The 21,505-nt window shown below is 39.5% G+C and carries 25 protein-coding genes; 19 read left to right on the top strand and 6 right to left on the bottom strand.

Annotated elements, in window-relative coordinates; all coding sequences use genetic code 11:
* Positions 1–241 precede the first annotated feature (241 nt).
* The 15 genes from I4641_RS20170 (at position 242) to I4641_RS20100 (ending at position 11,627) form a co-directional block, all read left to right on the top strand.
* A complete protein-coding gene (locus I4641_RS20170; RefSeq protein ID WP_229642385.1) occupies positions 242–526 on the top strand; it encodes a hypothetical protein in 285 nt (94 codons plus the stop codon).
* Positions 527–639: 113 nt separating this feature from the next.
* On the top strand, positions 640–849 hold the full coding sequence (locus I4641_RS20165; protein WP_369426854.1) for a type II toxin-antitoxin system HicB family antitoxin: 210 nt from the start codon (positions 640–642) through the stop codon (positions 847–849).
* Positions 849–1,073 (top strand): type II toxin-antitoxin system HicA family toxin, encoded by a 225-nt coding sequence (locus I4641_RS20160; protein ID WP_229642383.1) that lies wholly within the window; start codon positions 849–851, stop codon positions 1,071–1,073. The genes I4641_RS20165 and I4641_RS20160 overlap by 1 nt, the downstream gene beginning before the upstream one ends.
* Positions 1,074–1,139: 66 nt before the next feature.
* Complete coding sequence (locus I4641_RS20155) at positions 1,140–1,526, top strand: F0F1 ATP synthase subunit epsilon (protein ID WP_229642382.1); 387 nt, start codon at positions 1,140–1,142, stop codon at positions 1,524–1,526.
* On the top strand, positions 1,519–1,806 hold the full coding sequence (locus I4641_RS20150; protein ID WP_229642381.1) for an AtpZ/AtpI family protein: 288 nt from the start codon (positions 1,519–1,521) through the stop codon (positions 1,804–1,806). The genes I4641_RS20155 and I4641_RS20150 overlap by 8 nt, the downstream gene beginning before the upstream one ends.
* Before the next feature lie 251 nt (positions 1,807–2,057).
* Entirely contained in the window at positions 2,058–3,302 is a 1,245-nt protein-coding gene (locus tag I4641_RS20145) for a cation:proton antiporter (protein ID WP_229642380.1), read from the top strand.
* Positions 3,303–3,385: 83 nt separating this feature from the next.
* On the top strand, positions 3,386–6,181 hold the full coding sequence (locus I4641_RS20140; protein WP_229642379.1) for a cation-translocating P-type ATPase: 2,796 nt from the start codon (positions 3,386–3,388) through the stop codon (positions 6,179–6,181).
* Between the two features lie 72 nt (positions 6,182–6,253).
* A complete protein-coding gene (locus I4641_RS20135; protein ID WP_229642378.1) occupies positions 6,254–6,535 on the top strand; it encodes an N-ATPase subunit AtpR in 282 nt (93 codons plus the stop codon).
* Positions 6,536–6,574: 39 nt separating this feature from the next.
* On the top strand, positions 6,575–7,243 hold the full coding sequence (locus I4641_RS20130; protein ID WP_229642377.1) for a F0F1 ATP synthase subunit A: 669 nt from the start codon (positions 6,575–6,577) through the stop codon (positions 7,241–7,243).
* A 27-nt stretch (positions 7,244–7,270) separates the two neighbouring features.
* A complete protein-coding gene (locus tag I4641_RS20125) occupies positions 7,271–7,549 on the top strand; it encodes a F0F1 ATP synthase subunit C (RefSeq protein ID WP_229642376.1) in 279 nt (92 codons plus the stop codon).
* 22 nt (positions 7,550–7,571) lie between these two features.
* Positions 7,572–8,345, top strand: coding sequence for a F0F1 ATP synthase subunit B family protein (locus I4641_RS20120; protein ID WP_229642375.1), 774 nt, complete (start codon positions 7,572–7,574; stop codon positions 8,343–8,345).
* Positions 8,346–8,426: 81 nt separating this feature from the next.
* Complete coding sequence (locus tag I4641_RS20115) at positions 8,427–9,104, top strand: Crp/Fnr family transcriptional regulator (protein WP_229642374.1); 678 nt, start codon at positions 8,427–8,429, stop codon at positions 9,102–9,104.
* Between the two features lie 97 nt (positions 9,105–9,201).
* Positions 9,202–9,735, top strand: coding sequence for a cytochrome b6-f complex iron-sulfur subunit (gene petC, locus I4641_RS20110; RefSeq protein ID WP_229642373.1), 534 nt, complete (start codon positions 9,202–9,204; stop codon positions 9,733–9,735).
* A 185-nt stretch (positions 9,736–9,920) separates the two neighbouring features.
* The gene (locus I4641_RS20105) at positions 9,921–10,061 is read left to right on the top strand and encodes a hypothetical protein (protein ID WP_229642372.1); all 141 of its coding nucleotides are present in this window, start codon (positions 9,921–9,923) and stop codon (positions 10,059–10,061) included.
* 84 nt (positions 10,062–10,145) lie between these two features.
* Complete coding sequence (locus tag I4641_RS20100; protein ID WP_229642371.1) at positions 10,146–11,627, top strand: alternate F1F0 ATPase, F1 subunit alpha; 1,482 nt, start codon at positions 10,146–10,148, stop codon at positions 11,625–11,627.
* A 102-nt stretch (positions 11,628–11,729) separates the two neighbouring features.
* On the opposite strand, the gene I4641_RS20095 is transcribed toward I4641_RS20100, so the two are convergent.
* Positions 11,730–13,319 (bottom strand): bifunctional aminoglycoside phosphotransferase/ATP-binding protein, encoded by a 1,590-nt coding sequence (locus tag I4641_RS20095; RefSeq protein ID WP_229642370.1) that lies wholly within the window; start codon positions 13,317–13,319, stop codon positions 11,730–11,732.
* 673 nt (positions 13,320–13,992) lie between these two features.
* Here I4641_RS20095 and I4641_RS20090 point away from each other — a divergent pair.
* Positions 13,993–14,874: a F0F1 ATP synthase subunit gamma gene (locus I4641_RS20090; protein WP_229642369.1), complete on the top strand. Its 882-nt coding sequence runs from the start codon at positions 13,993–13,995 to the stop codon at positions 14,872–14,874.
* A gap of 32 nt (positions 14,875–14,906) precedes the next feature.
* Here the strand turns inward: I4641_RS20090 and I4641_RS20085 are convergent, their stop codons facing one another.
* Positions 14,907–15,206, bottom strand: a complete 300-nt coding sequence (locus I4641_RS20085) for a response regulator (protein WP_229642368.1) — start codon at positions 15,204–15,206, stop codon at positions 14,907–14,909.
* Positions 15,207–15,355: 149 nt separating this feature from the next.
* On the opposite strand from I4641_RS20085, the gene I4641_RS20080 reads away from it, so the two are divergent.
* A complete protein-coding gene (locus I4641_RS20080) occupies positions 15,356–16,678 on the top strand; it encodes an IS4 family transposase (RefSeq protein WP_229642386.1) in 1,323 nt (440 codons plus the stop codon).
* Here the strand turns inward: I4641_RS20080 and I4641_RS20075 are convergent.
* Positions 16,662–18,653, bottom strand: a complete 1,992-nt coding sequence (locus I4641_RS20075; protein ID WP_229642367.1) for a hypothetical protein — start codon at positions 18,651–18,653, stop codon at positions 16,662–16,664. The two genes, I4641_RS20080 and I4641_RS20075, sit on opposite strands and share 17 nt — an antisense overlap.
* 228 nt (positions 18,654–18,881) lie before the next feature.
* On the opposite strand from I4641_RS20075, the gene I4641_RS20070 reads away from it, so the two are divergent.
* Positions 18,882–19,202, top strand: a complete 321-nt coding sequence (locus I4641_RS20070) for a hypothetical protein (RefSeq protein ID WP_229642366.1) — start codon at positions 18,882–18,884, stop codon at positions 19,200–19,202.
* Here I4641_RS20070 and I4641_RS20065 read toward each other — a convergent pair.
* The 3 genes from I4641_RS20065 to I4641_RS20055 are packed head-to-tail and all read right to left on the bottom strand — an operon-like array spanning position 19,197 to position 20,205.
* The gene (locus I4641_RS20065) at positions 19,197–19,457 is read right to left on the bottom strand and encodes a type II toxin-antitoxin system Phd/YefM family antitoxin (RefSeq protein ID WP_229642365.1); all 261 of its coding nucleotides are present in this window, start codon (positions 19,455–19,457) and stop codon (positions 19,197–19,199) included. The two genes, I4641_RS20070 and I4641_RS20065, sit on opposite strands and share 6 nt — an antisense overlap.
* A 44-nt stretch (positions 19,458–19,501) precedes the next feature.
* Complete coding sequence (locus tag I4641_RS20060) at positions 19,502–19,825, bottom strand: helix-turn-helix domain-containing protein (RefSeq protein ID WP_229642364.1); 324 nt, start codon at positions 19,823–19,825, stop codon at positions 19,502–19,504.
* A gap of 14 nt (positions 19,826–19,839) precedes the next feature.
* Positions 19,840–20,205, bottom strand: coding sequence for a type II toxin-antitoxin system RelE/ParE family toxin (locus I4641_RS20055; protein ID WP_229642363.1), 366 nt, complete (start codon positions 20,203–20,205; stop codon positions 19,840–19,842).
* A gap of 114 nt (positions 20,206–20,319) precedes the next feature.
* On the opposite strand from I4641_RS20055, the gene I4641_RS20050 reads away from it, so the two are divergent.
* A partial coding sequence (locus I4641_RS20050) for an nSTAND3 domain-containing NTPase (RefSeq protein WP_229642362.1) occupies positions 20,320–21,505 on the top strand: 1,186 nt, incomplete at its 3' end.

The following is a 21,505-nucleotide window of genomic DNA, read 5'->3' as shown; positions in this document are numbered from 1 at the left end:
TAGATTAAGCCTTCCAGATAAATTCACTCAGTAGAGAAAACCCGCAACCAGTTCAGAGCTAAACGAACAGCCAGAGGCAATAGAAGAAGCAGAAGAAGTTAGGCTAGAAAAAGAAAGTCTACCTAGTACAAAAAATATTAGTAATTACAATAGGAATCCTTTAAGCCAATCAGGATTATCACAAAACGTTATCAATGATTTAAATAGAAATCCATTAGATAAATTGGGACTTTCGCGAGGCATGATTGATGATTTAAGTAAAAGTCCTCTAGACAGATTGGGAATATCGAAAAGTCGTCTTGATGAATTGCGTAATCCTTTAAACCAATCGGGATTGGCACAAAGCATTGTCAATGATTTGAATAAAGATCCTTGGAAAATGCTAAGAATATCAAAAAGTCAGTTTGAAGATCTAAGAAAGAGTCCTTTGGACATATTAGGAATATCAAAGAGTCAGCTTGATAATTTACGAAATCCTTTAGATAGATATGGAATCATGAAAAGTCAATTTGACGATATGGATTAAATTTAATCTAAAGTAAGAAGAATTTTTTACAATTCAACCTGATTTCTATATTACCCAAATGCTGTGTCAAAATACTATCAGCTATGGTTTTTTAATCGGCAAATTTTATGACAATCACTAAAAAGGAATATTACGTAGTAATTGAACGAGATGAAGACGGATACTACGTTGGAGAAGTACCTCAACTCAAAGCTTGCTATAGCCAAGGAGAAACAATTGATGAGTTGATGATGAACATGAAAGAAGTTATTGAACTCAGTTTGTCAGAGGAAAGTCAAGAATCAAGTTCCGAGTTTGTTGGAATTCAAAAAATTGTTGTTTAATGCCAAAACTTCCAGTCATCACAGCCAGCGAAATTATTAAGGCTTTAGAAAAAATTGGTTTTCAAGCTATCAGACAGAAAGGAAGTCATGTGAGAATGAAACATGAAGATAGTCGTGTTGTGACTGTTCCTGTTCACAAAGGCAAAACTATTGGTAAAGGTTTGCTGCGTAAAATACTGCGAGATGCTGAACTGACAGTAGAAGAATTTATCAAGCTTTTATAAGCATCACACGATGCTCACAAACTCCTGTCAGAATAGCTTTTAATTAGCACAATCTCTTGTATTGAGATGAAATTAAAAGTATTAACTCCCATTCAGGTTTTAATTGATCGCCCTGTTAGCAAAGTCATTGCCGAAGCGGAAAACGGTCATTTTTGCTTGCTACCCAACCATATTGATTTTATCGCTGCCCTTGTCCCAGGCATCCTCAGCTTTACTACAGAAACAGATGAAGAAGTATTCGTAGCAGTAGATGAGGGAATTTTAGTTAAATGCGATCGCGAGATTCTAGTCTCAACTCGTAATGCAGTTGAAGGCAGTGATCTAGAAACTCTTAAACATACCGTTAGCGAGCAGTTTCAGGCATTGGATGAAAAAGAAAAACTCACTCGTTCGGCTTTAGCACAGTTTGAAGTGAGCATGATGCGCCGTTTTAAGGAGTTGGGACATGGCTAAACGTAGGTTAAGGAGTTTTCAGCGTCAGATAGCCAGTAAAAGCGATCGCAAACTTAAAGCCAGAAAAGAAAGAAAAAACATCTGGCAGGGTTTAGGGATGTTTGGCATGGTGGGCTGGTCGGTTACTGTCCCGACTTTACTGTGTATCAGCCTGGGAGTGTGGATCGATACTCATGTTCAAAGTAAATATTCCTGGACACTAATGCTGCTATTTATTGGCGTAGCTTTGGGTTGTTTCAATGCCTGGTACTGGATTGCTAAGGAAAGTGAAAGTGATTAAACGAAGCATATTGATCGCATCAAGTGTATTTTGGTAATTACTCACAAGTTTCTCAAATTTTCTCAATAGTCTTAGAGTCGAAAGGAACTTGAAGGTATCAAATAGACAGTCAACTTAGTTTTTCAATGTAGATCGAGGAGATAAAAAGTCAGTAAATATTAATAATATTGCGATCAATATCTCAAATTGATTAAGAGAGCGCAATCTGCTCAAAATAATAGCGACCGACAACCACAGGATAAGTTAAGAGTGTGCAAGTGATTGATGGAGAAACTTTACTGTTGTTTATAGTATTGCTCGTAGGCATAACTATCATCGTCAGTATTTTAATTAAAGCTGGTTTGGAAAAAATTGGCATCCCTGCTTTAGTTGGCTATTTGCTTTTAGGGATAGGAATGGGTTTACTAAATAGTCAGGCTTATTTTCTAACACCACAAGTCAAAGAAATATATGCTTTTTTAGGTGAGTTAGGAATTATCTCTTTATTGTTTCGGGTGGGATTGGAAAGTAATCTAGCGGGGCTACTACGTCAGCTTCCCCGTGCCAGCTTTTTACTGTTAGGAGATGTGCTTTTCAGCGGGGTACTAACTTTTGTCAGCACTTTTTATTGGCTAAATTTAGACTTGATTCCCAGTATGTTTATTACTATTGCCCTGATTGCTACCAGCGTTGGTATTTCAGTTAGTGTCTGGCAGTCAGAAAAAGTTTTAGATTCTCCCAATGGCGAACTGTTATTGGATATAGCTGAAATGGACGATATTGTGGCGATCGCTTTAATGTCACTTCTCTTTGCGATGATTCCAGTTTTTCAAGGCGATGTTGCAGCTGATTTTTCGCTGATTTTTGTCCACACAATTGTCCCATTTTTGCTCAAGGTGGCAATTTTTGGCATATTTTGTTTGATTTTGTTTCGCTATCTCGAACAACCAATGACCCGTTTTTTTGAACGACTCGAACCATCTCCCGATCCTATACTGATGGTAGTAAAAGATCCCATACTAATGATAGTAGCAATGGTCTTTATCATTGCTGCTATAGCTGGCTTGATCGGATTTTCCGCTGCTGTTGGTGCTTTCTTTGCTGGCTTAGTATTTGGTGGCGACCCCGATGCAGTTAAGTTCGATGCTTCTTTTGCTACCTTATATAAATTTTTTGTCCCATTTTTCTTTATTCAGTTGGGGTTACAAATGCAGCTAGAATCTTTATCTGGATCTTGGATTTTTTGTTTGGTTCTATTGATAGTGGCATTTCTCGGTAAAGTTACTGGGACGGGGGGATTGGCGTTATTTAAGGTTGGGCAATCGAGTGCTTTATTATTGGGTATCAGCATGGTTCCTCGTGCTGAAATTACGATGGTAATAATGGAAAGAGGTAGACAATTAGGAGACTGGGCAGTGTCACCACAAATCTTCACCAGTGTGATACTTGTTTCAGCAATAACCTGCATTGTTTCTCCTTTATTACTGCGCCCTTTACTCCAGAAAACATATGGCTAGAATGTTGCCAAATCAGTCTGGGCTAGACAATTAGTCTTATTTGTAATTTGCGATCTCTTAAGTGAACGGAACTGTATCAATCTATGAATCCTCAAGCCCCATCCAATACATTTGATACACCGACAAATACTAAAGATTGGCATACGATTAGCTCGCAAAAAGTCGTTGAGTTACTAAATAGTAATGCAGAAGAAGGTTTAACTAGCGATGAAGTAATTCAAAAGCGAAAGTATTTTGGCAGAAATGAGCTAAAGCAGACTGAGGGAAGAAGTAAGCTGAGTATCTTATGGGATCAGTTTACTAATATCATGCTAATTATGCTGATGGCGATCGCTATAATCTCTGCTATCTTAGATATACGTCACGGTAACTTTCCCAAAGATTCCATTGCCATTTTTACCATCGTTATTTTAAACGGCATCTTAGGATATGTACAGGAAAGTAAAGCAGAAAAAGCCTTAGCTGCCCTCAAACGTCTCTCTTCGACTCAGGTAAAAGTAATTCGTGATGAGATAACTCAACAGCTTGATGCAGAAGAACTAGTGCCAGGAGATATTATATTACTTGAAGCAGGAGTCCAAATTGCTGCGGATGGACATCTAATTGAAGCCCAAAACTTGCAGGTTAGTGAGTCTACCCTTACAGGAGAAGCCACCGCCGTTATTAAAGATGCCGATGTAATTTTAGGCTTAGATGCTCCCCTGGGCGATCGCCTGAACTTAGTTTTTAAAGGCACACAGGTAGTTAAAGGTAGAGCTAAAGCAGTTGTCACAAAGACAGGCATGGAGACAGAAATTGGTCTAATTGCCACCATGCTGCAATCGGTTGAGATTGAGCCAACGCCTCTACAAAAACGGATGACTCAACTGGGTAATGTGTTGGTTACAGGTTCTTTAACTTTAGTTGTCCTGATTACTGTCGGTGGTTTACTCAAGTCAGGCTGGCAGATCTTTGAAGAGATCTTAGAAACCTCTCTTAGTATGGCGGTGGCGGTAATTCCCGAAGGATTACCTGCGGTGGTGACGGTTACTTTGGCGATTGGCACACAGAAAATGATTCGTCGTCGGGCGTTGATTCGTAAATTACCAGCAGTGGAAACCTTGGGTTCGGTAACTACTATTTGTTCCGACAAAACGGGTACGCTGACTCAAAATAAGATGATCGTCCAGCAAGTATGCACTAACTCGTTTGACTTTAAGGTAACAGGAACGGGTTATCAGCCAGCAGGAGAATTTCAAGGACAGAATCATGAACGAATAGAAAAAGAGCCAGAAATTGTCAAACTGTTAGAAGCTTGTGTGTTATGTAATGATGCTCTGTTGCAATGCTCTAGGCAGCCTGAAAAGAAAACAACTACATGGTCTATTTTAGGCGATCCCACCGAAGGTGCATTATTATCTTTGGCGGGTAAAGCAGGAATTTTTAAAGAGGATCTAGAGCGAAACAGACCTCGCTTGGCAGAGTTTCCTTTTGATTCCGAACGCAAGCGAATGTCTGTCATCGTTGATAATGCCGATGGAGAATCAGCCTATGCAATGTTTGTCAAAGGTTCGCCAGAATCAATCTTAGAGCGATCTCTTTATATTCAAATAAACAATAAGCCTCAACCGATTACTGAACAGCACAGACAGCAAATTCTCGATACGAATACTCATTTGGCAAGTATCGGCTTGAGAGTTCTAGGCTTGGCATATAAACTACTCACAGAAATCCCAGATATAGACACGGCAGAACAGAACGAACAGGGGCTTATCTGGTTAGGCTTAGTGGGTATGTTGGATGCCCCTAGAGAGGAGGTGAAACAAGCCGTACAAGACTGTCAGAGATCGGGGATTAGACCAGTAATGATTACAGGAGATCATCCCTTAACCGCTATGGCGATCGCTTCTAAACTCAATATTGCTGGTACAGGCGATCGGGTAATTACGGGACAAGAAATAGCCAAAATGTCTCCTGCCGAATTGGAAGAAGCTGTAAATAAAGTCAGCGTCTATGCCCGTGTCGCCCCAGAACACAAACTGAGGATCGTCAAAGCACTTCAGAAACAAGGTGAATTTGTGGCAATGACTGGGGACGGTGTTAACGATGCCCCCGCTTTAAAACAGGCTGATATCGGTATTGCTATGGGTATTACGGGAACTGATGTCAGCAAAGAAGCTAGCGATATGGTTTTGCTCGATGATAACTTCGCTACTATCGTCGCTGCCATTGAAGAGGGAAGGGTAGTTTATGACAATATTCGACGATTTATCAAATATATTCTGGGCAGTAATATTGGCGAGGTATTAACCATTGGTGCTGCGCCCTTGCTAGGTTTAGGTAGCGTTCCTCTATCTCCCCTACAAATTCTCTGGATGAACCTTGTTACTGATGGTTTGCCCGCGTTGGCACTAGCACTAGAACCCGCCGAACCCAATGTCATGAGTCGTCAACCCTACGACCCCAAGGAAAGTATCTTCGCTCGCGGAATGGGGCTATATATGGTGAGAATTGGCATTATTTTTGCACTACTAACTATTAGCTTAATGGTGTGGTCGTACAATCACGATCTAGAGAGTGCCAACCCCGATCATTGGAAGACGATGGTATTTACTACCCTCTGTTTGGCACAGATGGGTCATGCCTTGGCGGTGCGTTCTGATACCAGACTAACTATCGAAATGAACTTTTTCTCCAATCCCTATTTATTAGGTGCGATCGCTTTAACCACAGCTTTACAAATATCGCTGATTTACGTTGCACCTTTGCGTAACTTTTTTGAAACAAGTATTCTCAGCCCCACTGACTTATTGATTTGTTTGGGGTTTAGTCTGTTGGTGTTTGTTTGGGTAGAGATTGAAAAGCTATGGCAACGTTATTTTTTCACCAAACGTAAATGATAACTATTCTGCTTTCACAAGTTCCTCAAGTTTGATTATTAAAATAGTTTTAGATTTCAAAGGAACAAAATAGTGACACCAATCATGGCTTTGATAGTGGGAGCGAGTTTAGGATTATTTTACTTCGGTGGTTTGTGGTTGACGATTCAACAGCTCCCAATCGCCCAGCATCCTTATCGTCTAGTAGCTTTTAGTTTTCTATCTCGATTAATAACCGTCTTATTTGCCGTTTCTTTAATTCTCAGTGGCAACGTATTTGGAGTAATTCCTTTGCTGCTTTGCTGTATCGGATTTTTAGCGATGAGAACTATATTGATTTTACTGATTCAACCGCAATCTCGCGGAGCAAGCTGACAGAGCCAATCGCAAATTAATAGCTAGAGATAGCAACTCATGAATTTAACTCCAGACCAAACAATCTTTTGGCAAAGAGGCATTGTCACTATTAATGCAACCATAGTCTTTACTTGGTTGGTAATGGCTTTGCTTGTACTAGGTTCTTGGTTAGTTACCCGTAGGTTATCAGCTTCTACCAAAATTTCTCCAGGGCAAAATCTTTTAGAGGTTGTGGTAGTAGGAATCGGTAATCAGATTGAAGAAGTCAGCCAACAAAAACCAGAACCTTATATTTCTTTTGTCGGCACTCTATTTATTTTTATTGCTGTATCCAACCTTCTCAGCATTGTTCCTGGCTACCAACCGCCGACGGGATCGCTCTCTACAACTGCTGCATTAGCGATCTGCGTCTTCTTTGCTATTCCAATTTATGGCATCAAAAAACAAGGGTTTTCCAGATACTTCAAACAATACTATCTGCAACCTACGCCATTTATGTTGCCATTTAATATTATTAGTAGATTTTCTAACACGATTTCCCTATCAGTCCGTTTATTTGGCAATGTGATGAGCGGAACGATGATTGCTGCTATTTTACTTTCGATCGCACCCTTGTTTTTTCCCATTATCATGCAGGCGATGGGATTATTAACAGGATTAATTCAAGCTTATATTTTTGCCATTCTATCCATGGTATTTATCGCAGCAGCTACTACCAACAATTGACAATTATCAAAATCTCGGATTTTTATTATGGATAATCTCGGACTAATCGGTATGGCATCTATCGTCACCGCAGGACTAACAATTACTATCGGCTCGATCGCTCCCGCACTGGGAGAAGGGAAAGCTTTGGCACAGGCATTAACTGCGATCGCGCAACAGCCAGACCAAGCTAAAGATATTACCCGTACATTGTTTGTCGGCATGGCTTTGGTTGAATCAACTGCTATTTACTGTTTTGTAATCACCTTGATTTTGATTTTTGCTAATCCTTTTTGGGCGTACTTTGTGGAGAAGGCAGCAGGGTAAAAACAATTAATAACTTAAAGCTATGTTAATCGATCCATTTGTCGTAATTGCCCAAATTATTAATTTCCTAATTCTAGTAGCATTGCTAAAGCATTTTTTATATAAACCGATTACTCAGGCGATGTTAGCGCGATCGCAAAGAATTGAACGTCAATTAGCAGCAGCAGCCAGTAAAGAACAAGATGCCGATGTGGAGAAAGGGCTATATCTGCAAAAACAACAGGAACTAGAAGCACAAAAGAAGCAATGGTTAGAACAAGCCCGACAGGAGGTAGAACAAGAAAAAATCAAACTAAGACAAGAAGCAGAAACCGAAGTAAATGTATTGCAAGAACAGTGGCACGAAAATATGATTTGCGATCGCCACAAGTTTGCAGTTCAGACTCGCGATCGCCTCACCAAGCAAGTCACTTTCACTGCGAGAAAGGCTTTAACCGACTTAGCCAAAGCAAGTCTGGAGGATGAGATCGTAGAAACATTTATCGATCGCCTTTATCATCTCGATTCCCTGCAAACTGAAATAATTGACAGTACAGCAATTCTCGATCCTCAACATATTGTTAGCATTCGCAGCTCTTTCAAGATCTCTAGCGAAAAAAAAGAACGGCTAACGACTGCTATTAAAGAACAAATTTCTGCCAAGGCCGAAGTCCAGTTTGAGACTAAAGATGATTTCATATGTGGAATTGAATTACGAGATCGCGGTTATAAGATTTCTTGGAATTTGGAGCATTATCTAACTGAATTGGAAACAGAAACATCTAAAGTTTTGGCTGAGAATACTATTGCTATTTAATATCTGGGGAAAGGTCTATCTATGATGATGTGCTTCATCTGCATAGGGAATTTTTCAGTATCAATTTGAATCAGATGACTTATGAATAAAGCGATCGCCGAAACAACCGCTGCAATATTTCCTGTTTGGGAAAAACTTACTCCTGAAGCCAAGAAGGATTTACTCGATCGAGGTAAATACGTAAAACTTTCAACTGGCGAATTTATTTGTATGGAAGGAGATGCTTGTCACTATTTACCTCTAATAATTTCAGGAAGCGCAAAGGTTCATAAAATAGGGGCAAGCGGTAGAGAAATTACTCTCTATCATCTGGAGCGAGGTGATAGTTGCATCATGACGGCTTCTTGTATTATCAGTCAAAAAGTATTTCCTGCTTTTGCTGTTGCTGAAACTGAAGTTGAAGCTTTGATTATTCCTGCAAATAGTTTAAGGGCATGGGTACAACACAATCCTATTTGGCAAGAATATGTTTTTGGAATGCTTGCTCAACGACTGAGCAATGTGATTGAAACATTGGAAGAAGTGGCTTTTAGAAGGTTAGATTGCCGAATTGCTGCCTATCTTTTAGATAATAGCGATCGCAAAATAATTAAAATCACCCATGAAGCGATCGCCCAAGAATTAGGTAGTTCTAGAGAGGTAGTGAGTCGTATTCTTAAAACTTGGGAAAAACAAGGATTATTATCTCTTACAAGAGGAAAAATTGAATTAAAAAGTTTGACAGAGCTTGAGCATATTGCCCAGTCAGGCAAATTTTGATTGGATATTTTTTGTGTGACTTTATCACAGAAGACTCTAGATTAAATTGGCTAGTATTTTCTTGGATAAACACTTTTCAACAAAAGGTAAAATCATCATGGAAGAAACTTTTCCTTTAGAATCTCCTTCAATGTCTCGCCGACAGTTACTTAACTTTCTCACAGGGGCGGTAGTAGCAGCCACTACGAGTTCTGCTCTTTACACTACTGCTAAATTCTTTGTTCCGCCCATCGAAGGTAATGAGGATGGATCGATTATTGCCAAAGATCGCTTGGGACATCCTATTCCTGCCAGACAAATTTTAGCCGAACCCAAAGGAACTCGTGCTTTGGTAGCGGGATTGGCGGGAGAACCTACTTATTTGACGATTACTGATGGCGGAAAACTAGACACAATGGGAATTGTCGATAACTGTACCCATCTCGGCTGTACTTTTCCTTGGAATTCTTTGGATAATCAATTTCAATGTCCCTGTCATGGTTCTCGTTATGCTGCGGATGGTTCAGTAGTTAGAGGTCCAGCACCGCTCCCTTTAAAGCTGGTAAAGGTTAGTTTAGAAGGGGATGTAATCTTAATTTCTCCCTGGATCGATAATGACCCCCGTACAGGTAAAAAACCCTGGTGGATCTAGGTAGCTAATAGCTGACTAGTTTGAGAGCGAATATTCCTCATGCCCTTATCTCAAATCTTTAGCAACTCCAGTCATTCCTCACGAGTTACTCAAACTATTTCTATAGTCTATTAGTATGAATCCGACAAGGGTTCTCTGACTGGTATTGGTAAGTTCAAATTCTCGTCTTACTAGGAGCAAGTATCATGAAAATTTTAGTAACCACAATCCTTACAACTATGAACGAAAAAGACAATAGTTTAGACTTTTTCCTCAGTCTTGGTATTGGTTTCTCGACTTTGATATCTGGTGTTGAAGATGAAGTTGGGGTGGAATTTGATTTTTGAATTTGGTATCCCAGTAGTTTTAATTTCGTCGGTCGGGAAATGGACTTAGATAAAATATCTTGGACAAGCCTTGTAAATAACAGTATGGCTCTTTCTCAACAGGCTTTAAACAGTCATCAACCTGAGTTAGAAGTTGAAGAGGTAGGAACTGTAATTTATTTAAGTGGGGGAATTGTTCGCGCTGTTGGCTTGCCTAGCGTTCAGGCAGAAGAATTGGTAAGATTTCCTGGCAACCTATACGGTATGGCTTACAACCTCGATCTCGATGAAGTAGGAATCATTCTCTTAAATGATAGTGAGAGTTTGAAAGCGGGTTGTGAGGTATTGCGAACAGGAAGGGTATTAGATGTGCCAGTAGGAGAAGAATTATTAGGCAGAGTAGTTGATGCCACTGGTAATCCCCTAGATAATCAAGGAGCAATCTCAACAACAAAGCGTCTACCTGTAGAACGAGAAGCCCCAGGAATAATGCAGCGCGCCCCTGTAACTGTACCTTTACAAACTGGGATAAAAGTAATTGATGCTCTAATTCCCATTGGTAGAGGACAAAGAGAATTAATTTTAGGCGATCGCGCCACGGGCAAAACAGCGATTGCTTTGGATACGATTATTAATCAAAAAGGAAAGGATGTTATCTGTATTTATTGTGCGATCGGACAGCGTAGTTCGGCGGTGGCTAAATTAATCGCGGAGTTACGCCAAAGAGACGCAATGAAATATTCTATAGTCGTAGTAGCAGGAGGTGAAACCACTCCAGGCTTACAATATATTACTCCCTACGCAGCAACGACAATGGGTGAGTATTTTATGTCTCAGGGGAAGGACGTATTGATTGTCTACGATGACCTAATTAAGCACGCGAGGGCATACCGAGAGTTGTCCTTATTACTGCGTCGTCCTCCTGGTAGAGAGGCGTTTCCTGGAGATATCTTTTATATTCATTCTCGTCTCTTGGAACGAGCTACCCATTTACGTCCAGAATTTGGCGGTGGTTCGTTAACCGCTTTACCGATAGTAGAAACCGAAGCACAAAATATTTCTGCATATATACCAACTAACCTAGTTTCGATTACTGACGGTCAAATTTATCTAACTCCCGATCTGTTTCACAAGGGCATCTTACCTGCCGTCGATGTCGGCAGATCTGTATCTCGCGTCGGGGGGAAAACTCAACTTCCTGCCTATCGTGCTGTAGCAGGAGATTTGCGCCTATCTTATTCTCAGTTTGAAGAACTAGAAGCATTTTCTCGCTTTGGTACGCGGTTAGATGATGCCACACAAGAAAGCATCAATCGCGGTCAAAGAGTCAGAGAAATTCTTAAACAAAGTCAGTATCAACCAATTCCCGTTGCCGAGCAAATTGTGGTTTTGCTGGCTGTTATTCAAGGAGTGTTTGATGATGTCCCTTTAGGTAAGATTAGTCTGGTAGAAAAGGCTATACGTCAGGCTGTTTGGGAACAATTACCCGAACTGTGGCGTAGAATTGAGAGTGGTGAAAAACTAAGTGAAGGCGATCGCAATATCATATTGAGCATGGCGAAAAAAATAACAGAGAGTACAAGTTAATCTTCAAGAGTATTCCTTCACATACTTCGAATAACTGACTTCTATTCTAATAATCTCAATATTTTATAATTTGACTTCTGGAAGCTGCTGATTTAATCAGAATCAAATTTGTATCGCTTTTAACGTTTCTCGCCAATTTGTTGAAGAAGTATCTATCTCAATTACAAAAGCTCGTTCTGCGGTGGTGAATGTTTCTGCTTTTTTTTGCTGACTGGCAATCAGATCGGCGGTGGCATCGGAGATATCGTTATGACGCTGTTTAAGGCGATCGCATAACACAGACATAGGTGCAGTACAGTGGATTATCTTGAGGGGAATATTCGCTGTTTTCGCCTGGGCAATTACAGGTTGACGCAAAGCAAGGCGATCGTACTTTGCATCGAGAATTACTGTATATCCTGCTTTAGTTAAAGTAATGCCTAATTCCAAAAGGCGATCATAAGTTTTCTGGGTCATTTCTGGCGTGTAGATACTATTCGTACCAGACTCGTCTAAAGATATCCCTGCCAAATGTTTGCGAATAGCATCAGAACGAATCTGAAGCGCGGAAACGCCGAACTTGTTTCGGCATGTTCCACGCGCTTGTTGAATTGCACCTATATTCTTGGCAATCTCTCTCGCAACGGTGCTTTTACCCGAACCTGATAAACCAGATATCAAAATTAATTTACCTGGCTTACTTTGAGTATATTGATAAGCCTGTCGATAATAATCACTGGCAGCTTTTTTCGCTTCTTGTCGATCTGCTTCACTTATTTGCGGATTGTCTAGTAAGAAAGAATTTACCTTCGCTCTAACGTAAGCCTGTCTACTTAAATATAGGGGAAGTACAAGTAATCCTGTCCAGTCTCCCGTGTGTTCTAGATAACTATTAAGAAAAACATTGGCAAATTCTGGATGTCCTCTCGCCTCTAAATCCATGACTGTAAACGCTATGTCGTACATTGTGTCCACAAAGCGGAAAGATTCATTAAATTCAATGCGATCGAATAGTTGAATTTTGTCATGCCACAGACAGATATTTCTGAGGTGTAAATCTCCGTGGCATTCTTTGATTTTGTTTTGTTCTATCCTATCTGCGAATAAGTTTTGTCTCTGGGTAAGAAAAGAATCTGTGTAGCCTTTGGTTGCGGTAAATTGTTCTTTTGTCTGGACGTTATCAATATACTTTTCAGACTGCCTGTAGTTTTCTTGAAAAGCAATATTTATTTTCTCTACAGTACCAAAACTGCTGATATATCGGTTAGTTTTCGCATTATTGTGGAAATGAGCGACAATTTTCCCTAGCTCTACCAAGTCATTGCCCGATAGCTTTCTTTCTTTCAAAAGATTGCTAAACAGGTCTTCTTGAGGAAAGGCTCGCATCTTCAAGGCGTATTCCACAATATTATCCGAATCGCCGAGAATAAACTTGCTATTGCGATCGCTAATCGGGACAACTTCTAAATAAAGTTCTGGAGCAATCTTTTTGTTAAGCTGTAATTCTGCTTCAATAAAGTGTTTTCTTTTGGCTAATGTAGAGTAATTGAGAAAACCATAGTTAACATTCTTTTTTACTTTATAGGCATACTCTCCCGTCAAAAAGATATAGGAAGCATGAGTTTGGATTAGTTCAATATTTTCTGCCACAGCATGAGGATAAAAGCTAGACTGCTGCATTTGAGTAATTAATCGATAATACTTAACATTCATTCAACTTTTATTTTGGAGATCGCTATCTTGTGAAAAGGTTACGCTATAGGATTACTGCGCCTTTGTAAGCTAGCCTTTTTAACGTATTCACTGCGATATAATTTTTTCAAATGAGTAATCACATCTATCAAAGTTAGACGAAAATCGCTCTTTGCATTCGACTTGTATACCCTAGAATTTAAAATATTTAATTCTTTCTTATTACATTAATTTTAGGTTTATAAATTGTGTTGGGCATTGTCTAATTTTACCTGCTTTTATTAAAGCATCTAAAGTTTAACTTGCAAGTAGTATCTTGTTTGAAATCAAAATTCTGTCTGAAAAATTAATAACATCGGCATCTTTTCGATTCGTTTGATATAGTTCTCTTTCAATAATTGGCATTTATGACCAGCAATGACGGCAAAATCAATACTCTCGATTGATAAGGAAAAACAATTGTTTATAATTGACAGTTATTTTTATCGCTTAATAGAACGGGCTGCATTTTATGAGTAGAATTAAAGTGGCAGCAAAGGATTTTCAGAGTCTGTCGATTAATTACTGGATAAGTAGGTAAGAGTATATATTTTCCTCGCTTCAATCTAATTCAAATAATAGTTTTTAAATTTGAAGAAACTGTGAGGAACGTAAATCAAAACCAAATATTATTAGTTATTGCTGGTTAACGTATATGACAACCATCGAAGATCTCAAGCAAAAAATAACGACAGCAGGCGAGTTAAAGTCTGTGGTTAAAACTATGAAAGCTTTAGCTGCCGTCAGTATTCATCAATATGAAAATGCCGTAGAATCTCTTGCTGAGTACGATCGCACTTTAGAAATGGGATGGCAAATTTTACTCCAAAAGCATTCTCAGAAACTAAAAAAAGAATTAATCCGCCCGACTCAAAATACTGCATATGTAGTTTTTGGCTCGGATTGGGGGATGTGCGGTCAATTCAATGAGCGAATTGCCGAATATACTCAAAAGTATCTAGAATGTCCCTCAGCTTTAAATAATAATACTCTAATTTTAAATGTCGGAGTGAGAATAGGCGATCGCCTTATGGCAATGGGTCATAATTGTGGTGTTAGTTTCAATTTACCTAGCTCTATTGTCGGTATTACTGCAATTATTCAAGAAATAGTCCTGACTTTAGAAGAGTGGCGCAACAGTGGTGAGATCGATCGAATTGTTGTTATTTACAACCGTATTATGTCGGGTACAGTTTATCGTCCTACGAGATTACAAATCTATCCCTTAAGTGCAAAGTGGTTGCAGGATTTGAAACAGCAGAAATGGACTTCTCCTTGTCTTCCTACCTTCACTATGAACGAGGATGAGTTGGCATCAGCTTTGTTCAGACAGTATTTCTTCGTTTCTCTCTATCGTGCTTGTGCCGAATCTTTGAAGAGCGAAAATACAAGCAGATTGGCAGCAATGCAAATGGCAGAAAAAAATATCTCCGAACGTCTTACCGAATTAAATACGCAGTTTAATCAGCAGCGTCAGACGGCTATTACTGAAGAACTGTTGGATATTGTGGCAGGATTTGAGGCGTTAAGTGAGTAAGTTTGTAGGGAGCGAACGGCTATTTGCCCTTACTACCAGCCCAAAAAGCCAGATATTTGACTGGCGAGAGTAAGAGAATCAAAAGGCTTATTGATGACCCCTTTCGCTCCTGCATTATAAAATTTGCGACGATCGCTTGCTTGAGCTTTGGCAGTGATGAAAATAGTTGGAATGTCTTTAGTTTTGGGATTGCTCTTTAATTTGGCTATAGTTTGAATGCCGTCGAGTTCTGGAATCATGGCATCGAGGAGAATAGCATCAGGTTTTTCTGATTCTGCGATCGCAATTCCTTCTCTGCCATTAGAAGCACTCAAACCCCTACTATAACTCATTAGTCACAAGTTAAGAAAATCAGAACCAAGTCAAGAAAACGAAAGAATCGTGTAAAACTCATAGAGCATAAGCAATTGAAGAATTTAATTTCTCCATGAGTAAAACCAAAAGGCTGAATCGAGACCACGCCAAAAAAACGCAACGACCAATGGTAGAAGATCGAGTTATTGCCGAACATTTAACCGCTCTGCTAACTCCAGTAATCACATCCCAGTCGGGTTTTTTCCGAGAATTGGGACTTAGAGACAGGATTCTGACACTTCCGTTGATGGTGGCTGCGGTTTTGACTTTATTATGGCGAGATGTTCCTGGGGTAACCGAATTAGGTCGATTACTCGAAACCGAAGGATTTTTATGGTGTAATCCCATAAAAGTGAGTCAACAAGCCTTATCTCAAAGATTTTTGACTTTTCCTGCCGTTTTATTCGAGAGAATCTTTCATGAAATTTTGCCCAAACTGAAAGCCAGATGGTCAGCTCGTCACAATCGACCATTACCCGAAAGTGTTCAATTTACTTTGTCTAGGTTTGAGAACATTTGGGTAGTAGACGGTTCAACTTTAGAGGCTTTATTTCGCAAACTTAAAAGTTTAGAAGAGGTGAAAACTGGCACATTAGCTGGAAAGATGGGAGTCGTGATCGATTTGGTTACAAGATTGCCTATGGCGATTTGGTTTGTGGAAAACCCCCGTGCTTCAGATACCCGTTTTGAAGAGAATTTGTTAGAACTAGTTTCAGCCAAGACCTTGTTGTTACTAGATCGGGGATTTTATCATTTTCTGTTTTGGCAACAATTAATCGATCGAGAAATTCACTTTATTACTCGCAGAAAGATTAATGCTGCTATTCAATATCAACAAGTTTTTACCAATAGCTATGATTTACGAGATCGTCTGGTCAAAATAGGCTCGGGAACTAAAAAAACTCCCATTGTTACTCTTCGTTTGATTGAAGTCAGAGTCGGTAAAATTTGGCGTTCTTATTTAACTTCAGTGCTTGAGCCTGAAATCTTACCTCCCTATGTTGTAATCGATTTGTATCAAAAACGTTGGCGAATTGAAGATGCTTTTAATACTGTTAAACGGCTTTTAGGGTTAAGTTATCTTTGGACTGGTTCAATTAATGGCATTAAACTACAAATCTGGGCGACTTGGTTATTCTACGCTGTTTTAGTGGATTTAGGAGATGCTGTTGCCGATGAAATCTCACTTCCTTTGGATCGTATTTCCTTAGAAATGATTTATCGTGGTCTTTATTATTTTCATGGTGCTTCCTGTCGAGGAGAGGCTTCTGACCTCGTTAAATATTTTGCTAATCCTGATATTCAGAACTGTTTAGGGATTGTTAAGAGAAAGCGAAAACCAAAGTCAAAGCTCATAGTTGCTCCTTTTCCTGATAAACAGAGAGGTTCTGACCAATTTTTCTTTCAATTTCCTCCTAAATCACCTTTGACAACTAGCTTACAAGCTTAACTTGTGACCAATGAGGTAGGGCAAAAGCCTGACTGTTAAGTCGTCTATTTAAGTCTGGATAATAATCGCTATAGCGAGACGAAGATTTGGGACTGTCTACCTCTACTTGCAACGAATCGAATAAAACATCCATTAATTCTCGCTTGAATTTTAAGAAGTATTTTTGGTCTTGAATGTCAGCTTCAGGATTGGGTTGGGCGCAGTTGACCCTACCGATGGCATTGGCTATGCGACCGATAGAATTTAACCTGACGGCTAGTGCCATGTGTTTGAGATCGGACTGAGGGTAAGCTTTTTTCTGTTTTTTAACTACAGGATTAAAGTCGCGGTTGAGATCGTTTCCTTCCGCATCTAACTGTATTCGTGCGGTGCGTGTCTCGGCAGCAATGGTAGGAAGCAGATCGCAGGGAGTACAGACTAACTGGTCGCCATCAAAGTCGCACTGGTGATATCTCATGGCATCATTGGGATTAATAAAAACGCATCCTCTAGTATCGATTAGTTCGGGGATTTGCTCGTTATCGACAACGTAACGACGGATATTATCTTTGTTAATAATGGGGTAGCGGGTAACGATGACTTCAGAGCCACTGATTAGGTGCGGGGCGATGACCGTACCTGGTTTAATGTCGGCAGGTTGAGCCATCGCCGATTCTAAGGTGTTAGCTCCTTTGGTTGCCAGTTCCAGCCAGCGTTTGCGTAACTGGTCGCGACAAAACGAAACTATTTTGGGATGGTTGGCTAATTCTCCTCTGGTATCGGCACGCAGAACCTCAATCAGACCAAACTCGTTTTTGTCTTCGGGTTCTTTTTCTTCTTCTAAGTTCTTAAGCTTCTGCTTTTGGTCGTGATTTTTAACTAAATATTGAGCTAAAAGCTGATAGTCGTTTTGAATCGACTTTAAATATTCAGCCTCGGCTACGGTAGCGGGGACGATATCCTGCTCGATCGCCTGGGGAGAGTACCATTGAGTTAGCTGCCAAGAATTACGATAATCCTGAAGTTCGGCGTTAGAGTTATTTCCCAAAACCATTTCTGGCATTTGATATACTCCACATGCCAGGCGATCGCGACCCCAATCATAGGCATGAGCAAGAACGTCTAAAGCTTGTTTGCTCGGCTGCTGGAGAATGTAGCTTTGGTCATTGGGATCGATTTGATACTGGACTCCCTGATTTTGTAAGATGGTCGGCAAGTAGCTAAGATCGGCAAGCTGCTGCGGATTGAGATTGGGTTTTGGGGTCAACCGCCACTGATTATTTATCTGACTAACCTTTATAGGTCCCGTGTTGTTTGCCCAACCTTTAATCGAACTGCGATCGAGAACTAAATCGTAGCCTCGATTTTCGGTGCGTCTACTGTCTATAGCTACCGTACCCTTGGCGATAAAGGCAGGTAAAGGACTATTGGAACTAGAATTTGCCAGACGAAATTGAAAAGGAGTATTCTCTTTTCCTCCCAACATCTTTGCCAGGCGAGGCGAAATTTTACCATGACAATCCCCCACTCTTAGGTCTTTTGCCACTTTCCGCTCTATCTCATTCTCATGCTCGAAATCGACGATTTTAACGGTAATAGGTCGCTCCAAACTAGCAATACCTTGGGTACAGCTCGATACCAGTAGAGAACCGTATCTACAGCAGTGATCGGGCTGAGAGGCGAAGAAGCGATCGCGTACTTGAGCTGCTACTTCTGGTTCGCTCATGTATACCGTACCACCAGAGGCTAATAGTACTTCGGTACAGCTACCTAAGTTGAGGCGATCTAGCTGGGAGAAATAAGCCTGAAGATTGTAGTCGCGATCGCCTGTAGCCCGTAGCAGGTCATCATCGACTTTAACGGCGATGATTTTATCTTGGGCATCGGGAACTAACTGAGATAAAACACAATTTCCTAAATCTTGATGTCCGTCAAAATTTTGATGAGCGATATTATAAACCCTGACCTTCAAGCCAGGATCTGGGGTTTTGCTCATGGTTTTCACTTATAATCTTGAAAGTTACATCCGCAGTTTAGGTGATTTCTGGCGAAGAATATACCAGCTAGATTGATTAGCAATTATAGCAAAGTATATTTCTAGATTTATGACTTGGTAAAATCATTCCTGAAAATCACCTTAGGTTGGGTAAATTCTATTAGCCCTAAATTACTTAACAAACTGGGTCGTACTAAAGTCCCATATATAATTGAGAATTAATTTGCCATGAGCGTTGGATGCAGTAATTTTCCAGTAAAAGTTCCCAAAGGTTTCAATTACGACACGGTAGAGCGAGCATTAGAACAAAAACAGTCAGTCTCGCTAGCATATGAGGCTTGTTATGTCGCCCTGCAACTGTGCATTCAAGATTATCGCCAAATGTTTGAGGCTAATTTTGTCGATGGTCGGGATGGTGCTTATACTATCGATTACGAATATCAGACTTTTCCCTTCTACTATATATTGCACCCACCTACTCCTGTAAATTGGGAGCGCGATTCGGTGGAGACGATGATTGATAAGTCTACCTTTTGGGATCGGCTATGACTTGTTTTGATTTTTCCCTTCTTGTTGTAATTGATGAAATTCCTCTACAAGTTCGTCTTCTGTAATTTCTCGATCGATTAATAGTCGGTCTAATTTTTCTGCGGCTATTTTCAAAGATTCTATCTGTTCTGACTTTTTGTAAGTTGGTAAAAAATAACAAACCGTCCGACCATGATGTGTGACAGCAATAGGTTCACTGACACTAATGTATTTTTCTAAATTACTTCTGAATTCTTTTAGCCCAATTTTTTTCAACTGCGTTTTACCTCTTGCACAATTGATTACTGCGTTTTGCGGTTTTAACTAACCTTAATTCCAGCTTCTCGATTTGCGTCGGTATGAGGACGAATAACAATCTCAATATCTTGACCCAGCAAATTCAGAAATTTAAAAAGGCGATCGCTGGAAAATCCATCTAGATTACCTCTAGTGAGTGCCGATACTTTAGGTTGATTGATGCCTAATATCTCTGCTGCTTCAACCTGAGTTAAATTTCGCTCTTGAATGACCGTACAGATTTGATTGGCTAACTCCGCTTTGGCTAGGTAAAGGGACGGTTCGGGAATGTTTAAGTCGGCAAAAACATTGCCACTACTTTCTTCTCTGTGATTAACTTCTGCCATAATGCTGCCTCTTGCTAATTTAATAACTGTTGATAATCGTCTTTTGCCTGTTGCAGTCGTTTCTTAATTAAGTCTAGATCTTGTTTGGGGGTAGAAATTCCTTTTTTGGACTTCTTTTGAAAAGCATGAAGCACGTAAATTATTCCTGCAAATTTGACTGTATAAACTGCTCTATAAGTATCGCCATCGAATCTTTCAACAATCTCCAAAACGCTAGCACCACCAAAACCCTTAAGAGGTTTGGTATCAATGTGTTTACTACCCAACTGAGCTTGAAACAAAGCAAAACCTACCGCCTGCCGTACTGAGAGAGGAAAGTTTTGTACAGCTTTTTTGGTTGAGCCGAGCCAAATTACAGGTGTTGGTTGTTTTTCATTCATATATCCTAAATATGGGATATTTATGTCTGTTTGTCAATTAAACGATTTAGTTTTTGTAATAGCAGAATTTTTTCCAGAAGTTATACTACTGTAGTTAGTACCAGAACAGCTTTCATGGCAAGTCTTCAATCTGTAGAACAAGCTATACAAAGAATTAACCCTACAATTTTTCAAGAGCTATGCGACAGTTTTTTAGCTCTTAGGAACGAAAACTATAGAGCATTTTCTAGAATTGGTAGCCAAACAGGAAAACAAAAGACAACTAGAGGTACTCCAGATTCTTGTTTTCTATTACCAAACGGCAACTATATATTTGTAGAGGTCACAACAGATACTTCTACTAGAAATAAATTAGCCAATGATATTAGAGCTTGTTTTAACTCTGAAAAATCCAAAATACCAATCGACAGAGTAGAAGAGATTGTCTTGTGCTTTAACTGGAATATAGATCAGAGTGAAATAGAAAAGCTTAACGAATTAGCAAACAGCTTTAAATATGGCATTAGCGTTAGCTATTGGTCTCTCGATTATTTGTCTATTGAGTTACATAGAAATCATAGGGATTTAGTCAAAGAATATTTAGGTCTTCCCTTTGATACGGGACAGGTGGTTTCTTTAAAGAGGTTTGTAGATGAATATAATAATGCTGCTCAAGGTATTGCCACTAAGATAGATAACAAGTTTTTACATCGAGAAGAAGAAAAAGAAAAGTTAAGAAATATAATAAATAACAATAGCTTCATAATATTAACTGGTTCTCCTGGTGTAGGCAAGACAAAACTAGCTCTTGAAGTAATTAAAGGTTTTATAGAAGAAAAAAATGATTTTGATGCTTATTGCATTTCTTATAAAAGCTCACCTTTGCTAGAAGATCTTTATCAATATCTCGATCAAAATAAAAACTACTTGTTATTTATTGATGATGCAAATCGTATCGATGCTTTTGAGCAAATATCAGGATTTTGTAAAGCAAGCCGTGAAGGTCAACTGAAAGTCATCGTAACAGTTAGAGATTATGCATATTCTGAAATTGAGTTGCGTTGTTTAGAATTTAACCCTCAAACAGTTGTTCTTAATAAATTCAATGATGAGGAAATAGTTGGCATTATTAAAAGCGAAGATTTCGGCATCATAAATAGTAGGTATCAAAAAGAAATTGTAAGAATTGCTGATGGTAATCCTCGAATAGCAATAATGGCATCTTTACTTGCATTAGAACAGCAAAATATCGATTCACTATCAGATGTAAGCTTAGACGCACCTAGTTTAGGTTATAATCAGGGAAAAAAAAGAGCGATCG

This window comes from Waterburya agarophytonicola KI4, assembly GCF_020640915.1.
In the GTDB taxonomy this organism is placed as follows: Bacteria; Cyanobacteriota; Cyanobacteriia; order Cyanobacteriales; family Xenococcaceae; genus Waterburya; species Waterburya agarophytonicola.
This window is presented reverse-complemented; position numbering and strand designations above follow the sequence as displayed.

Coding starts and splice junctions, on each gene's coding strand:
- I4641_RS20170 (WP_229642385.1), top strand. CDS start 242: ATGATTGATGATTTAAGTAAAAGTCCTCTAGACAGATTGGGAATATCG.
- I4641_RS20160 (WP_229642383.1), top strand. CDS start 849: ATGCCAAAACTTCCAGTCATCACAGCCAGCGAAATTATTAAGGCTTTA.
- I4641_RS20155 (WP_229642382.1), top strand. CDS start 1,140: ATGAAATTAAAAGTATTAACTCCCATTCAGGTTTTAATTGATCGCCCT.
- I4641_RS20150 (WP_229642381.1), top strand. CDS start 1,519: ATGGCTAAACGTAGGTTAAGGAGTTTTCAGCGTCAGATAGCCAGTAAA.
- I4641_RS20140 (WP_229642379.1), top strand. CDS start 3,386: ATGAATCCTCAAGCCCCATCCAATACATTTGATACACCGACAAATACT.
- I4641_RS20130 (WP_229642377.1), top strand. CDS start 6,575: ATGAATTTAACTCCAGACCAAACAATCTTTTGGCAAAGAGGCATTGTC.
- I4641_RS20125 (WP_229642376.1), top strand. CDS start 7,271: ATGGATAATCTCGGACTAATCGGTATGGCATCTATCGTCACCGCAGGA.
- I4641_RS20120 (WP_229642375.1), top strand. CDS start 7,572: ATGTTAATCGATCCATTTGTCGTAATTGCCCAAATTATTAATTTCCTA.
- I4641_RS20115 (WP_229642374.1), top strand. CDS start 8,427: ATGAATAAAGCGATCGCCGAAACAACCGCTGCAATATTTCCTGTTTGG.
- petC (WP_229642373.1), top strand. CDS start 9,202: ATGGAAGAAACTTTTCCTTTAGAATCTCCTTCAATGTCTCGCCGACAG.
- I4641_RS20105 (WP_229642372.1), top strand. CDS start 9,921: ATGAAAATTTTAGTAACCACAATCCTTACAACTATGAACGAAAAAGAC.
- I4641_RS20100 (WP_229642371.1), top strand. CDS start 10,146: ATGGCTCTTTCTCAACAGGCTTTAAACAGTCATCAACCTGAGTTAGAA.
- I4641_RS20095 (WP_229642370.1), bottom strand. CDS start 13,319: ATGAATGTTAAGTATTATCGATTAATTACTCAAATGCAGCAGTCTAGC.
- I4641_RS20090 (WP_229642369.1), top strand. CDS start 13,993: ATGACAACCATCGAAGATCTCAAGCAAAAAATAACGACAGCAGGCGAG.
- I4641_RS20085 (WP_229642368.1), bottom strand. CDS start 15,206: ATGAGTTATAGTAGGGGTTTGAGTGCTTCTAATGGCAGAGAAGGAATT.
- I4641_RS20080 (WP_229642386.1), top strand. CDS start 15,356: ATGGTAGAAGATCGAGTTATTGCCGAACATTTAACCGCTCTGCTAACT.
- I4641_RS20075 (WP_229642367.1), bottom strand. CDS start 18,653: ATGAGCAAAACCCCAGATCCTGGCTTGAAGGTCAGGGTTTATAATATC.
- I4641_RS20070 (WP_229642366.1), top strand. CDS start 18,882: ATGAGCGTTGGATGCAGTAATTTTCCAGTAAAAGTTCCCAAAGGTTTC.
- I4641_RS20060 (WP_229642364.1), bottom strand. CDS start 19,825: ATGGCAGAAGTTAATCACAGAGAAGAAAGTAGTGGCAATGTTTTTGCC.
- I4641_RS20055 (WP_229642363.1), bottom strand. CDS start 20,205: ATGAATGAAAAACAACCAACACCTGTAATTTGGCTCGGCTCAACCAAA.